The organism is Rhizobium sp. CRRU65 (assembly GCF_048551595.1).
GTDB lineage: Bacteria > Pseudomonadota > Alphaproteobacteria > Rhizobiales > Rhizobiaceae > Rhizobium > Rhizobium leguminosarum_J.
The window spans coordinates 131,221-144,658 of the sequence record NZ_JBLYZH010000003.1 but is presented as its reverse complement, the minus strand read 5'-3'; the positions used below and the strand labels follow the sequence as shown (position 1 = coordinate 144,658).

14 protein-coding genes, 1 tRNA gene and 1 pseudogene are annotated in these 13,438 nt (G+C 58.8%); 9 read left to right on the top strand and 7 right to left on the bottom strand.

The window, feature by feature from the left end; all coding sequences use genetic code 11:
* Nucleotides 1-4: 4 nt before the first annotated feature.
* The 6 genes and pseudogenes from ACM5SV_RS07010 to ACM5SV_RS06985 form a co-directional block, all read right to left on the bottom strand.
* The gene (locus ACM5SV_RS07010) at nt 5-505 is read right to left on the bottom strand and encodes a hypothetical protein (protein ID WP_222016890.1); all 501 of its coding nucleotides are present in this window, start codon (nt 503-505) and stop codon (nt 5-7) included.
* 95 nt (nt 506-600) lie between these two features.
* On the bottom strand, nt 601-1,191 hold the full coding sequence (locus tag ACM5SV_RS07005) for a hypothetical protein (protein WP_222016892.1): 591 nt from the start codon (nt 1,189-1,191) through the stop codon (nt 601-603).
* Nucleotides 1,188-1,991: a TIGR04255 family protein gene (locus ACM5SV_RS07000; RefSeq protein ID WP_222016894.1), complete on the bottom strand. Its 804-nt coding sequence runs from the start codon at nt 1,989-1,991 to the stop codon at nt 1,188-1,190. Before ACM5SV_RS07000 ends, ACM5SV_RS07005 begins: the two co-directional genes overlap by 4 nt.
* Before the next feature lie 108 nt (nt 1,992-2,099).
* A pseudogene (locus ACM5SV_RS06995) lies at nt 2,100-2,607 on the bottom strand (thermonuclease family protein).
* Nucleotides 2,604-3,578 (bottom strand): phospholipase D family protein, encoded by a 975-nt coding sequence (locus ACM5SV_RS06990; protein ID WP_222016896.1) that lies wholly within the window; start codon nt 3,576-3,578, stop codon nt 2,604-2,606. The pseudogene ACM5SV_RS06995 and the gene ACM5SV_RS06990 overlap by 4 nt, the downstream one beginning before the upstream one ends.
* Nucleotides 3,579-4,228: 650 nt before the next feature.
* Nucleotides 4,229-4,318: transfer RNA gene (locus ACM5SV_RS06985), tRNA-Ser, on the bottom strand.
* Nucleotides 4,319-4,622: 304 nt separating this feature from the next.
* Here ACM5SV_RS06985 and rplU point away from each other — a divergent pair.
* The 4 genes from rplU (at nt 4,623) to ACM5SV_RS06965 (ending at nt 6,610) form a co-directional block, all read left to right on the top strand.
* Nucleotides 4,623-4,940, top strand: a complete 318-nt coding sequence (gene rplU / locus ACM5SV_RS06980; RefSeq protein ID WP_012759478.1) for a 50S ribosomal protein L21 — start codon at nt 4,623-4,625, stop codon at nt 4,938-4,940.
* 33 nt (nt 4,941-4,973) lie between these two features.
* Nucleotides 4,974-5,243, top strand: coding sequence for a 50S ribosomal protein L27 (gene rpmA / locus ACM5SV_RS06975; protein ID WP_003543909.1), 270 nt, complete (start codon nt 4,974-4,976; stop codon nt 5,241-5,243).
* 126 nt (nt 5,244-5,369) lie between these two features.
* Entirely contained in the window at nt 5,370-6,026 is a 657-nt protein-coding gene (locus tag ACM5SV_RS06970; RefSeq protein ID WP_003543911.1) for a GNAT family N-acetyltransferase, read from the top strand.
* The gene (locus ACM5SV_RS06965) at nt 6,023-6,610 is read left to right on the top strand and encodes a GNAT family N-acetyltransferase (protein WP_222016898.1); all 588 of its coding nucleotides are present in this window, start codon (nt 6,023-6,025) and stop codon (nt 6,608-6,610) included. The genes ACM5SV_RS06970 and ACM5SV_RS06965 overlap by 4 nt, the downstream gene beginning before the upstream one ends.
* Nucleotides 6,611-6,800: 190 nt before the next feature.
* On the opposite strand, the gene ACM5SV_RS06960 is transcribed toward ACM5SV_RS06965, so the two are convergent.
* The gene (locus ACM5SV_RS06960) at nt 6,801-7,667 is read right to left on the bottom strand and encodes an endonuclease/exonuclease/phosphatase family protein (protein ID WP_222016900.1); all 867 of its coding nucleotides are present in this window, start codon (nt 7,665-7,667) and stop codon (nt 6,801-6,803) included.
* An 83-nt stretch (nt 7,668-7,750) separates the two neighbouring features.
* Between ACM5SV_RS06960 and obgE the strand changes: the two genes are divergently transcribed.
* The 5 genes from obgE (at nt 7,751) to modA (ending at nt 13,246) form a co-directional block, all read left to right on the top strand.
* Nucleotides 7,751-8,845: a GTPase ObgE gene (gene obgE, locus ACM5SV_RS06955; protein ID WP_026157513.1), complete on the top strand. Its 1,095-nt coding sequence runs from the start codon at nt 7,751-7,753 to the stop codon at nt 8,843-8,845.
* Entirely contained in the window at nt 8,832-10,001 is a 1,170-nt protein-coding gene (proB, locus tag ACM5SV_RS06950; RefSeq protein ID WP_222016901.1) for a glutamate 5-kinase, read from the top strand. The genes obgE and proB overlap by 14 nt, the downstream gene beginning before the upstream one ends.
* Nucleotides 9,994-11,277 (top strand): glutamate-5-semialdehyde dehydrogenase, encoded by a 1,284-nt coding sequence (locus ACM5SV_RS06945; protein ID WP_222016902.1) that lies wholly within the window; start codon nt 9,994-9,996, stop codon nt 11,275-11,277. Before proB ends, ACM5SV_RS06945 begins: the two co-directional genes overlap by 8 nt.
* 55 nt (nt 11,278-11,332) lie before the next feature.
* A complete protein-coding gene (locus ACM5SV_RS06940; RefSeq protein WP_012759484.1) occupies nt 11,333-11,932 on the top strand; it encodes a nicotinate-nucleotide adenylyltransferase in 600 nt (199 codons plus the stop codon).
* A gap of 522 nt (nt 11,933-12,454) precedes the next feature.
* Nucleotides 12,455-13,246 (top strand): molybdate ABC transporter substrate-binding protein, encoded by a 792-nt coding sequence (gene modA, locus ACM5SV_RS06935; RefSeq protein ID WP_017995544.1) that lies wholly within the window; start codon nt 12,455-12,457, stop codon nt 13,244-13,246.
* Nucleotides 13,247-13,438 lie beyond the last annotated feature (192 nt).

Genomic DNA, 13,438 nt, shown 5'->3' with positions numbered 1-13,438 from the left:
GTTGTCACACTCGGCGTATAATTGATAAGTATCCTTTAAGCATTTTCCGAATGAAAGCGATGCCTGTTGCGATGATACCCGTTGCGCAGGAGTTCCCCGATTGCTTGGGCCACTGGTAGTCGGCGAGTGGCACTGCCTTGGAGAACAGCGGCTGCAATTTGACGCGCAGCTGGTTCTTTACGAATCCATCCCCCCTTTTACCTGTTATGTTTATAATCTCAGAATGCGCGGGATTAGATGGGAGTTCCTTAGTTGCTTTTTGGGGCGTCGCTATCACTTCAAAGCAGTTTGCACTGTCGATAACAACGGAAACAACGGCATCACTATGCGCTTCTGAAACCCACACATCGATCCTCTCCGGGGGTGCAAGTTGCTTTTCTGAAAGAGCATTCGTGAATTCGGGCGTCGCAAGGCACTTTCTATCAACGCTGAACCCGTTTTGAATTCCCCGAAGATCGTTGGAGCTAAAAGCTGACGTCATGACCTCGCGTGTGGTCTCGTTCACGTCCTTTGGGCTCCAAACTACCCTAAGAATAGTCTCATCGCGAACGATTGGCCCCCGATAGGCTGCTGCTCCCTCACCAGACATTGGGGCTGCGCCTATATATGCAACGCAGTCAAGACTTCAGGGGGCAACGACGTAGCCACTGAAATATCTTCGCCAGAATAAGGCGCCCCTCCGATTTCAGCATAATAGGAATAGGTCCCCCGATCGTTAATCGTGAGATCCATGATTATGCTGCCCTGTTTCCAAAACATGGCAATCTCACCGTCTCCGTCAAGACCAATGAACGGCGACGTCCTTTGCTCGCTGCCGAAAAACCATGTGAGAAAATCAACCGCGCCGGACTTGACACTGTCGGACATACGGATGCTGCCGCGCCCCTTCCATCCATCGGGTTCGGTGGCAAGTTCGTTGATACGGGCGACAGAAGCCGCAAAGTCATCAGAACGCAGCTTTTCGTCAATCGCTGGCGCCGTCACCGGTGAGGCGACTGCAGTGACTGCCGGTAGGTAATTTTCGGTCCGCAAAGGTGGCGTCTGCGTGACTAGAGTACCCGCAATAATTGCCCCGGCGAAACGCATACCGGCGGATACCGTTCTCTTCGCCGAGGATGCGTCGAGGTAGGTCTGAGGCCGATCGAACGACCGGGTATAATCGCCCGTAATAGGAAGTGTGGCGAATGTCATGTATTTTTCCCAAGGCCGATTCGCTGCAATATAGGGGCAGTTAAAAGCTCTTGCAATAACGCATGGTTGCAATTCTTCGCGTCTGAAATGAAGTCGGAGTAAGCGCCGGTCGTACTATTTGGCTCCATCACTGACGGATCGTTGCCCTCGTCAAGCCTGACCACAATACTGTGAAGAATAGAGACGGAAGGAACTCCATTCGCCTGCGTTATTGCGTCTATATTGAGCTGTTGCAGAACATTATTCCCGCGACCAGGCATCAGAGAAACCCACCCCGAGGTGGTGTGCCATTTGTTATCGGCGACTTTGATAATGTTCGCAGGAATATAAGGCGAGCCGGGCTGAAAAAGTACCGAAAGATCGTAATTCTTATTTGTTGGTTTGTATATGAAGCGATCAAGATAGCGAAGCCCGACAGATCTCGGCAGATTTTCTTTGAAACTGACGCCGCGCAGAATGCCTTGCAGAAGTTTGCGGGCTTTACCCCAAGTTCCACTCCAGCCTTCATACTGAAGCGCATGAAGCGAGACCGCGTCGGCGCCAATCCTGGCGACCCAATCAACCGAGCCATCTGGCTTGTAACGCTTCCATTCTTCGCCTTGTATGGTGGACTGGTGAAATCCATCCGGGCCTTGTTCGAACTGAATGCCGTTCATATCTTCCCGACCCGGAAGGTCAGCCGCGACTTCTCCGTGATTTGCAATCAACGCATCAAGAGAGGCAGGCTGAAGAGGTTTCTGAAACTCAAAAAAGAATATCAGCTCAGAGATGGAGTGATCAGCGTGAAGTGGTGCAAACATGTTCCATCCTAGAGCAATGGTCGCGCAATATGGTAGCCTCGTAGCGCTAACATTCGGTTTATGTGTAACCCAGTACAGTTGCTCATGTTCCGGAGCAAGATCGTTCCTTTAACAACTTGCACCTTGATGACTGCGCGAAGCTCGTGCTTCGCACGGTAAATCGAATCGACCCCGCCAGATTCCAAGCTTTTCCGCCACCGCGACGGCCTGCTCGGCGGCGAATGCGCCGTGGCTGTAGCGAAACCAATCCACGGCGTTGCCGGTGCGGACAAGCCAGGCGTTGACGTTCTGGCCATCGGCGCGGAAGCAGTTGGCAACGATCCGGTGATAGCGGTCGACGTCGACCGGCTCGCATCGCGTCGGGCGCGACGCGGCCAGGAACTCGTCGAGCGCGAAGGCTGCCGCGGCGCCGCACCGATATTCCGAACCGTCCGCGCGCCGGCACTTCTGCCAGCTCTCAGGCGCGTCGATGCCGTTCAGACGAATTCGCGCGCCGGCTGATGTCGATCGTGTCGCCGTCGACAATTGAGGCCCGCCCTGTGACCGTCTCTTGTGCGGAAACGGGAATGGTCATGAAGCTAAGCAGGATCAACCCAATCACAGCGCGTCGTATCATACCGACAACCAGTACCTCCCGAATTCATAAAGATCTATGGCGGTTGCTACCTGCCTCTCCGAGCGTTGAGCTCGCCAATAGCTCAATACAGCGGCCCGCAACGTTGCCTCATCCTCTTTCGTGACGATCGGAAAATCCTCTTCAGACCGTCGTATCCGACGGCAGACCTGTGTTTCCTTATCCCCAGGCTTATCTAGAGCGGGCTCGCGACGCCATATCCCATTGAAGGACGCGGTCCGCTGATTAATGGTGAAGTCCAGAAGGAACGCGTTGGTCGGCAAGTCCGGCCAATGGCGATAAACGCTGTAGTCCTTGCCAAATTCTTCTCTCACGGCTTCCTCGGCATTCGCAAACCGCGCAGCATCCTCCCCTTCGACTGGTAGAGAGATGGCAAGATAAGCAAACTTTCCCTTGAGGCTCTCTGGATCCGATTTGAGAAGCTCAAGCACTGACCGGGTTGGTTCTTTCGTCGATGGTGGCGGAAAGTGCGTTTTTCTAATTTGCCACCGCTCGCGAGCCAACGTTATCCTATGGTCGCCGATTTTAAGCGGATCGCCGGCCTCACTCTTTAGCCGGGCGAATTCGACGTTGAGCCGGTCGATGTCTGCGGCGTTCTCAAAAATGACATTCAGCTCTTCCCACGCGCGAGCTTCCGCTCCTTGCAGACCCAGGCCATTAGCGGACGCGTTCGACGAGCCAAGGAAACCGAAGTTGCTAGCTATTCCCATTTTCGCGTGAAGTGTCTTGTGAGCGTGAACTTTGGCCCCCAGGCGGATAATCTCTTCAATCTCGTCGGGGTTCGTGCCACCCATCTCGAGATTGCATATTATTTCGATCTTGTGGCCTGCTGTGAGGCCTATAGCGTCGACCGCACCGCCACCCCAAAATGCGATAGCGAGCCTAACACTCACAGATTTCGAAACGGCCGCCTTGAGTTGCTCGAACAAGTTCGGCCCGGTAACGATCGGCATTGTTGTATCCTGCGCAAAATTGTTCCAGACGGCACGTTAAAGATATCGATTTGAGTCGCTAGCGTCCCGAACTCTAAACCCCGGAATTATTTGGCAACTATTGCGGCACGCCACCACGAGGAAGGGCGGCCGGCGTCTGGCCCGGCCCGCCACGGGCGACAGCTTCCCAGATTAAGTCGAGAGACCGCGGCTAGTGAACAAGCGCGCGAGCTCGCTGACGCCGCCCTGCAGCGCGCCGTGCTTGTCGCCAACGTATTTTTTCATGACTGGCAGCCCTTCCTGATGCCGTAGACCCGGAAACGTCCGGAAACGATATTGCCGCTGCTCATTAGAAAGCGGATGCTGTCGAAATAAGCGGTAGATCTGAGCCCTTGAACTGCAAGGTATTTCGTCGCTTGATCGATTGTTAAAGCTGCGGGTGGGATGGCTGACATAAGAGTGCTCTCCGTCATGCATTGCGATGACTCAGAACTGCCTGACTCAAATTTCGCTCGGAAGAGACATTGTGAAAAAGCCTTTTATATCAGTGATATACAGGTGAAATATGCCGATTCGCTAAAGCCTTGGCAGATTTGAAATTTTGAAGAAAAATTCGACTACGATCTGATCAAAAGCGGACCATTTTACCCGGCTTACCGCTTTAGGGCGTGTGGCGGAGAGGGTGGGATTTGAACCCACGATACCCTTGCAGGTATGCCGCATTTCGAGTGCGGTGCATTCGACCACTCTGCCACCTCTCCGCGGTCTGGTCGGCGCTTGTTCGGCGCGGGCGTTCTCATAACGGGCAAATGACAGGCTGGCAAGCCGAAAAGTCGAAGCATTCCATCCTTTTGCCTTGACACCTTTTTGTCACTCGCGTATCTCGGCTGCGCAATAGGTTTGGAGAAATCCGCGCCTTAGCTGTCCCGCGCTCGCGCGGGGCTTCACCGGCAGGAAGAGTTCGAGGATTAGACCTCTGAAATCCCTGCTTAACTTCGACTGATAAAAAGACAGCCACCTGCTCAATTAGCGGGGAGCGCTGGAACGAACATGAAAGGATAAAAAATGTTCGCAGTCATCAAGACCGGCGGTAAACAGTACCGTGTGGCAGCCAACGACGTGCTGACCATCGAAAAGCTGGAAGCCACCGCTGGCGACTCCATTGAATTCACCGAAGTGCTCGTGATCGGCGAAGGCGCCGACGCTGCGATCGGTGCGCCCTTCGTAACCGGCGCCTCTGTCAAGGCAGAAGTCGTCGAACAGAACCGCGGCAGGAAGGTCATCGCCTTCAAGAAGCGCCGCCGTCAGAATTCGAAGCGTTCGCGCGGCCATCGTCAGCATCACACGGTCGTCCGTATCACGGACATCGTGGCTGCCAAGTAAGATCAACGGGACAAGGTTTAAAGGAGAACTCCAATGGCACACAAAAAAGCTGGCGGTTCATCGCGCAACGGTCGCGATTCTCAGTCCAAGCGCCTTGGCGTGAAGAAGTTCGGCGGCGAAGCCGTCATCGCAGGCAACATCATCGTGCGTCAGCGCGGTACTGAGTGGCATCCGGGTTCCAACGTCGGCCTCGGCAAGGATCACACGATTTTTGCGCTTACCGCCGGCAATGTGAACTACCGAACCAAGGCCAACGGTCGCGTCTACGTGTCTGTCATGCCGAAAGCGGAAGCAGCGGAATAAGCCGGTAGCGCTCAAAAACAGCCGGCGTCTCATCGACCCGGCTGGCCGTATCAGGTTCAGTCTAGAAAACAGGGGAGATGGGGCGCCATCTCCCCTTTTTCTTTACCCCTCAAGGAGGACTGAACCATGCAAGGCGAATTGTTAAGGGTAGACCAATCACGGTCTCCCCAGGAAGACCAGCGGTCTTCCACGGAGCGGCTGAGGCCGGAACGGTTAAGGACCGATTGCCCTGTCTTGTTATCGGAAAGGCTCGTCATGCGCGCGCCCCACGAAGAAGACATCGACGCCCTTGCCCATCTCGCCAATAACGCCAAAGTCGCCACCATGGTATCGCGTATGCCGCACCCTTATACCGCCGATGATGCTGCTGACTTCGTGCGTCGCACGAAAAATGGCGAGATTGGCAAGTGCGTCTATGCGATCACCAAGGCCGAAAACGGCGCCTTTATCGGCTGCTGCGGTGTGGAGCCGCAGACAGACGGCAAGACCGTCGAGATCGGCTACTGGCTGGGCGAGCCCTATTGGAACAAGGGTTATACGACCGAGGCCTGCCATGCCCTGGTGGATATGGTGTTCAGAACCCGTCAGGACGTCGATCAGATCGATGCCCGTTGCCGGGTCATGAACGTCGCCTCGCGCCGCGTCATCCAGAAGTGCGGCTTTCAGTTCCAGGGTTCGGGGCTCGCAGCCTCGCTGGCGCTCGGCAGCAACGTGCCGGTCGAATGGTACAGGCTCGACCGCAAGACCTGGATGTCCCTCCGAAGCTGGGGGAACATCGCATGAGCACGACTGCGCTGCAAAGGCCGGAGGCCAGGCCGATGATGCCCGGCCCCGCGCCGGTTATCTCGACCGCCCGGCTGACGCTCCGCCCCCACAGGCTGAGCGATGCGCCTGCGATCGCGGAATCGCTTTCCGATTTCGCGGTCACGCGCATGCTGTCCCGCGTACCCGCGCCGTTCGACCGGCAGGATGCGCTGGACTGGCTGATCCCGGTCACCTCGGGCACCCTGCCCGACTGGCCGCTGGCGATCACCGATAAGGACGACGTCCATATCGGCAACGTCTCGATCGAGCTGCGCCACGGTCGCTGGCACCTCGGCTACTGGCTGAACCGCTATTACTGGCGGCGCGGCTATATGAGTGAGGCGGTGGCGGCGATCATCGAGCGCTTCTCGCGCCGCATGCCGGAGACGCCGGTTCATTCCGGCGTCTTCGCCGACAACCCGGCTTCGCTGCGACTGCAGGAGAAGCTCGGTTTCCACATGACGGGCTGCGGCGAAATCTATTGTTTCGCCCGCAATACCATGGTGTCGCACATCGAAACCGTGCTGCAGCCGGGCATGCTGCAGCCGCGGAAGGTCGCCTGACTGCATAATTCCTTAAATCGGAATCGATTTGAGGATAAATTATGCAGCATTCAAAGTGTTACAGCGTCCTTTGCGCGTCTGAAAAGACGCGCGGCGCTGTAAGCATGATGCCGAAAAGTGTATGCGGTTTTCGGACAACATCATGCTCCAGGTCTAGAAAGCAGACGTCGCCGTAGTGGCGGCGTCTCCATCAAACGCCGATCTCGACCCATAGAGGGAAGTGATCGGAACCGACGGATTGCGTATCGATCCGGGCGGATTTCAACCGGCTCTGCAGGCCGCAACTGACGAAGCAATAATCGAGATGCATGCGTTTGCCGTGATCTTCGGGATCCATCCAGCTGTAGCTCTCCGGAGAGTAAGCCTGCAGCGCCGCAAAAGCGTCGACCGGCGTGCCGATCCTCGCCACGCGGCCGTAATATCCGCCGCCAGCACCGGCAAGCGCGCAATATTCCGGCGATTCCGGCTCCATGTTGAAATCGCCCATGATGACGTAATCCTCCGGCAGCGGCGGCTCCGGCAGATCAAATTCACCACCCCCGGTCAGCGACCCACCCCCCTGGACGAAGGCATTGATATGCGCGTTCAAAAATTGCAGCTGGCGGATGCGCTCGTCGGCGGAGACATGGTCGAGATGCACGGAGTAGACGCGGATCGCACCGCCGGGTGCGTCGATCACCGCCTCGGTTGCGCCGCGCTGCAGGTTGATCTTGCCGATCGTCCGGCTGCGCGGCAGAAGCAGCGTCCGGGTCGAGACAACAGGCCAGCGCGACAGCACCATGTTGCCGAACTGGAATCGCGTGCCGCGCGCCGGCTGCAGCCCGCCTTCATCAGCTTCGACATGCATGTCGCAAGCCGGCCCATACACCCAGAAATAGTCGGGAAAGAAGGCTGCAACATCGGCTGCCATGTCGGCAAAACCGTTGCGCGAGAAGCCGCGAGTCACCTCCTGCAGCGCGATGACATCGGCTCCCTCGAGACTTCGGGCAATGCGCGCCAGATCGTATCTGCCGTCGAGACCGAAGCCGTACTGTATGTTATAGCTCGCAAAATTCACGATAATCTTTGACCTCCGTCGGAACCGCCTATATCGAATGGGCCAAGACGGCCGTCCAACTGCCACTGAATATTGGAAGTAAAATGAAATTTCTCGACGAAGCAAAGGTCTATATCAAGTCCGGGGACGGCGGCGGCGGCAGCGTTTCCTTCCGACGCGAGAAATTCATCGAGTTCGGCGGCCCTGACGGAGGCGACGGCGGACGCGGCGGTGACGTCTGGGTCGAGACCGTGAACGGCTTGAACACGCTGATCGATTTCCGCTTTCAGCAGCATTTCAAGGCGACGATCGGCACCCATGGCATGGGCAGGAACCGCACCGGCGCCAACGGCAGCGACGTGACGCTGAAAGTTCCGGTCGGCACCCAGATCTTCGAGGAAGACCAGGAAACGCTGATCTGCGACCTGACTGTCGAAGGCCAGCGTTACTGTCTTGCCCATGGCGGCAATGGCGGCTTCGGCAACGCCCATTTCAAAACCTCGACCAACCAGGCGCCGGATTGGGCCAATCCCGGTCTGCCTGGCGAGGAAAAGACCATCTGGCTGCGCCTGAAGCTGATCGCCGATGCCGGCCTCGTCGGCATGCCGAATGCTGGCAAGTCGACCTTCCTGGCATCAGTCACCCGCGCACGGCCGAAGATCGCCAACTATCCCTTCACGACGCTGCATCCCAATCTCGGCGTCGCCACCATCGACGAGCGCGAATTCATCCTTGCCGACATTCCGGGCCTGATTGAAGGCGCCCATGAAGGTGTCGGCATCGGCGACCGTTTCCTCGGCCATGTCGAGCGCACCCGCGTGCTGCTCCACCTCATCTCCGCCCAGGAGGAAAAGGTCGGCAAGGCGTATAAGACGGTCAAGCACGAGCTCGAAGCCTATGGAAACGATCTGACCGACAAGGCTGAAATCGTGGCGCTATCACAGATCGACGTGCTCGATGATGCCGAATTGAAAAAGAAGACCAAGGAATTGGCCAAGGCCTGCGGCAAGACGCCGTTCCAGATTTCGGCCGTCACCGGCAAGGGCATGACCGAGGTGCTGCGTGCGCTGCGCGACATCATCGTCGAAGCCAATACCGAGGAGAAGCCGGCCAAGGTGCCGAAGCTGCGCCATCGCGACATGGTCGTCACCGATGAGGGCGAGGACAAGGGTGGGGACGAGGGCGATGACCAGCCGTAAGCCGCTTGGCCGCTACCGCCGCATTGTCATCAAGATCGGCTCTGCGCTTCTGGTCGACCGCAAGGCCGGGCTGAAGAAAGCCTGGCTCGACGCCATGTGCGCCGATATCGCAGGCCTGAAGGCCAAGGGCATCGACGTGCTCGTCGTCTCCTCGGGCGCAATCGCGCTCGGCCGCTCGGTGCTCGACCTGCCCTCGGGCGCGCTGAAGCTGGAGGAAAGCCAGGCGGCGGCGGCCGTCGGCCAGATTGCGCTGGCGCGTGCCTGGTCGGAAAGCCTGTCACGCGACGAGATCGTCGCCGGCCAGATCCTGCTGACGCTCGGCGATACCGAGGAGCGCCGCCGTTATCTCAATGCACGCGCCACCATCAATCAGCTTTTGAAAATCGGCGCCGTGCCGATCATCAATGAAAACGACACCGTCGCCACCAGCGAGATTCGCTATGGCGACAATGACCGCCTGGCCGCCCGCGTCGCGACGATGACCGGCGCCGATCTGCTCATTCTTCTCTCCGATATCGACGGCCTCTACACCGCGCCGCCGCATCTCGATCCGAACGCGACGTTCCTGGAAACGATTGCTGAAATCACCCCGGAGATTGAGGCAATGGCCGGCGGTGCGGCCTCCGAGCTTTCGCGCGGCGGCATGCGCACCAAGATCGACGCCGGCAAGATTGCGACGGCATCAGGCTGCGCCATGATCATCGCCTCCGGCAAGACCGACAACCCACTGTCGGCAATCGAAAACGGCGCGCGTTCCTCGTGGTTTGCGCCGTCGGGCACACCCGTTACCGCCCGCAAGACCTGGATTGCTGGGCAGCTGCAACCGGCCGGCGAACTGCATGTCGATGACGGCGCCGTCACAGCCCTCGGCGCCGGCAAGAGCCTGCTTCCTGCTGGCGTTCGCAGCGTTTCCGGCCTCTTCAGCCGCGGCGATACGGTGGCGGTCATCGGCCCGGCCGGCCGCGAGATCGCCCGCGGCCTTGTAAGCTACGATGCCGACGACGCCCGTCGGATTGCCGGCCGCAAGTCGGCGGAGATCGAGGCCATCCTCGGTTATGCCGGGCGCGCCGCCATGGTCCATCGCGACGACATGGTGATGACCGCGCAGATCGGTTCGAAATCGGAAAGGCAGAAGAAGGACGCGAGCTATGCTTGATACCGTTGCGCCAGGCCCTGACATTGACTTGCTGATGAACGACATCGGCCGCAAGGCAAAGGCTGCCGCACGACCGCTGGGCTTTGCGTCCACCGAGGCCAAGAACAGGGCGCTGAATGCCATGGCCGATGCGATCCTGGCGAACAAGGCGCATATTCTTGCCGAGAACGCCAAAGACCTGAAGGACATCGAAGGCACCGAGATGCTTGCCTCCTTCGTTGACCGGCTGACGTTGAACGACAAACGCATAGCCGAAATGGCCGAGGGAATCCGCGCCATCGCCGCCCTTGCCGATCCGGTCGGCGAAGTCATCGCTGCCTGGGACCGGCCAAACGGGCTGAAGATCGAGCGTGTCCGTACGCCACTCGGCGTCATCGGCGTGATCTTCGAAAGCCGGCCGAACGTCACCGCGGATGCCGGCGCCCTCTGCCTCAAGGCGGGCAATGCCGTCATCCTGCGTTGCGGCTCGGATTCGCGCCGTTCATCGCAGGCTATTCATGCCTGCCTGGTCGAGGGCCTGAAGGCGACGGGACTTCCAGAGCATGCTATCCAGCTCGTGCCGGTCACCGATCGAGCCGCCGTCGGCGCCATGTTGCGTGGCCTCGACGGGGCAATCGACGTCATCGTGCCGCGCGGCGGCAAGAGCCTGGTTGCCCGCGTGCAGAGCGAGGCCCGCGTGCCGGTTTTTGCCCATCTCGAAGGCCTTTGCCACATCTATGTCGATGCCTCGGCCGATATCGAGATGGCGAAGAGGATCATCGTCAATGCCAAGATGCGCCGCACCGGCATCTGCGGCGCAGCCGAAACCCTGCTTGTCGATGGCGCCGCGATCGGTACGCATTTGACGCCGCTGCTCGAGGTTCTGACGGAGGCCGGCTGCGAGATCCGCGCTTCGCCAACAGTGCTGAAGGTCGCACCGGGTTTGAAGCCCGCGACCGAGGAGGACTGGTCGACCGAATATCTCGACGCGATCATTTCGGTTGCCGTCGTCGACGGCATATCGGGCGCTATCGCCCATATCCAGACATATTCCTCGAACCACACCGAGGCCGTCATCGCCGAGGACCCCGACGTCGTGGCGCGTTTCTTCACCGAAGTCGATTCGGCGATCCTGCTCCACAATGCCTCGACACAGTTTGCCGATGGCGGCGAGTTCGGCATGGGTGCGGAAATCGGCATCGCCACCGGCAAGATGCATGCCCGTGGCCCCGTCGGCGTCGAACAGCTCACCTCTTTCAAATATCGGGTGCACGGTGCCGGACAGACGCGGCCCTGACGTGACGACCGAGCCTGACGTAGCGATCGAGAATGTGGACCGGCACTATCTCCGCATGCCGCACAGCGAGCGCGGCATGGTCGTCGGTCTGTTCGGCGGCTCGTTCAATCCGCCGCATCAGGGCCACGCGCTCGTCGCCGAAATCGCTCTCAAGCGGCTCGGCCTCGACCAGCTCTGGTGGATGGTCACCCCGGGCAATCCGCTAAAGAGCCGCAACCAGCTCGCACCACTCGCCGAGCGCCTCGCCGAAAGCGAACGTGTTGCCGCCGATCCCCGCATCAAGGTCACCGCCTTCGAACAGGCGTTCGGCACCAGCTACACCGCCAACACGCTTGCCCGCGTCAAGGCGCGTAATCCACATGTGCATTTCATCTGGATCATGGGCGCAGACAGCCTGCAGACCTTTCACAAATGGCAGAAATGGCAGGAAATTGCCCGCACCTTCCCGATCGCGGTGATCGATCGGCCGGGCGCGACGCTGTCCTTCCTGTCCTCGAAAATGGCCAGGACCTTCGATTTCGCCCGTGTCGACGAGGATGATGCCCGTGTTCTCTGGAAGAAACGTGCACCGGCCTGGACCTTCATCCACGGACCACGCTCCGGCCTGAGCTCGACGGCAATCCGCAACGGCTCGTCGCACGGCGACGTCGAATAGAGCGCCGCCGCCCAGCAAGACGCATGCGCCGGCCTGATTTCAGAAGATCCCGAAAACGAGAAAGCCCGACGGGGGAGGATCCGTCGGGCTTATAAACTCGATCGACAACTGGGAGGAGGAGTGTTGTCGACCCTATCGAACGGCTATGGGAGGAGGAGAAGCCGTTCGATGAGTATGTTGTACCATATTTCGCAGGAAGATGAACATCGATTGGTGCATTGCAGCAATGCATTGTGCGCAAATCTCGAGGCGGATTTGGCTTCATCATTGCCGCTTTTATTAGCAAAAATTAAGGAAACGTCCCCCGCTGCCCGGAGTCCTTGCGGTTGGCAAACTGACTCTGGGTATTTTCGCCATGCTGATCTGACTTTCGCCGGAAGCCATGCACCTCACGAATGCGTGAACATTGCGCCGCTGCGAACGCGAGCACCCGATACGGTTATATTTTCCTGGATATATCCCTAGCCAAGATGCCTCGCCCGTTATATTCGTCGCAATATTTCGAACCCTGGGGAACAAGTCATGCAAAACCGCCGCCAATGGATGAAACTGGCAACCGCTGCGATCGCCGGCCTCTGGCTTGGCGCGACAGCGCTGCCGGCGCCTGCCGCCGCAGCCGAAAAGCTCACCGTCTTTGCGGCGGCGAGCCTCAAGAATGCGCTCGACGCCGCCAATGCCGCCTGGGCAAAGGAAAGCGGCAAGGAAGCCGTCGCCTCCTATGCGGCGAGCGGCGCGCTGGCCAAGCAGATCGAAAGTGCCGCACCCGCCGATATCTTCATCTCGGCCGACCTCGACTGGATGGATTATCTCGCCAAGAAGAACCTAATTAAAGCCGATACCCGTTCCAATCTGCTCGGCAACAAGATCGTGCTCGTTGCCGAAAAGGACAAGGCAAAGCCGGTTGAGATCAAACAGGGCTTCGATCTTGCCGGACTCCTCGGTGACGGCAAGCTTGCCATGGGTGAGCCGAAATCGGTTCCGGCCGGCAAATACGGCATGGCCGCGCTCGAAAAGCTCGGCGTCTGGAAATCGGTCGAAACCAAGGTTGCCGGCGCTGAAAGCGTGCGCGCCGCCCTGGCCCTCGTCTCCCGCGGCGAAGCGCCTTATGGCATCGTCTACCAGACGGATGCCGCAGCCGATAAGGGTGTCGCCATCGTCGGCACTTTCCCCGCCGAGTCCCATCCCCCGATCATCTATCCGATTGCAATCCTCGCCGAGAGCAAGAACTCGGATGCATCAGCCTATCTCGATTTTCTGAAATCGGACAAGGCGGCCGCCTTCTTCACGGCGCAGGGTTTCACCATCCTGAAATGATTGAGAAGTTGAGATGATTGCGGAATCGACAGTGACCGCTTAGCGTGAAGACTCAATAAGGCGAGCCGCAGATAGCAGTCTGGTTCGTGCCGATGTTGCCCCTCACCCTAACCCTCTCCCCGTAAACGGGGCGAGGGGACGTGCCCAGCGAGACGTTAGCGAGGGACGGAGAGGGTGCGGCTATTCCCTTTC

What these genes read in the sequence shown, in the direction of transcription:
- ACM5SV_RS07005 (WP_222016892.1), bottom strand. Translation starts at nt 1,191, where the DNA reads ATGACATTCGCCACACTTCCTATTACGGGCGATTATACCCGGTCGTTC.
- ACM5SV_RS07000 (WP_222016894.1), bottom strand. Translation starts at nt 1,991, where the DNA reads ATGTTTGCACCACTTCACGCTGATCACTCCATCTCTGAGCTGATATTC.
- ACM5SV_RS06990 (WP_222016896.1), bottom strand. Translation starts at nt 3,578, where the DNA reads ATGCCGATCGTTACCGGGCCGAACTTGTTCGAGCAACTCAAGGCGGCC.
- rplU (WP_012759478.1), top strand. Translation starts at nt 4,623, where the DNA reads ATGTTCGCAGTCATCAAGACCGGCGGTAAACAGTACCGTGTGGCAGCC.
- rpmA (WP_003543909.1), top strand. Translation starts at nt 4,974, where the DNA reads ATGGCACACAAAAAAGCTGGCGGTTCATCGCGCAACGGTCGCGATTCT.
- ACM5SV_RS06970 (WP_003543911.1), top strand. Translation starts at nt 5,370, where the DNA reads ATGCAAGGCGAATTGTTAAGGGTAGACCAATCACGGTCTCCCCAGGAA.
- ACM5SV_RS06965 (WP_222016898.1), top strand. Translation starts at nt 6,023, where the DNA reads ATGAGCACGACTGCGCTGCAAAGGCCGGAGGCCAGGCCGATGATGCCC.
- obgE (WP_026157513.1), top strand. Translation starts at nt 7,751, where the DNA reads ATGAAATTTCTCGACGAAGCAAAGGTCTATATCAAGTCCGGGGACGGC.
- proB (WP_222016901.1), top strand. Translation starts at nt 8,832, where the DNA reads ATGACCAGCCGTAAGCCGCTTGGCCGCTACCGCCGCATTGTCATCAAG.
- ACM5SV_RS06945 (WP_222016902.1), top strand. Translation starts at nt 9,994, where the DNA reads ATGCTTGATACCGTTGCGCCAGGCCCTGACATTGACTTGCTGATGAAC.
- ACM5SV_RS06940 (WP_012759484.1), top strand. Translation starts at nt 11,333, where the DNA reads ATGCCGCACAGCGAGCGCGGCATGGTCGTCGGTCTGTTCGGCGGCTCG.
- modA (WP_017995544.1), top strand. Translation starts at nt 12,455, where the DNA reads ATGCAAAACCGCCGCCAATGGATGAAACTGGCAACCGCTGCGATCGCC.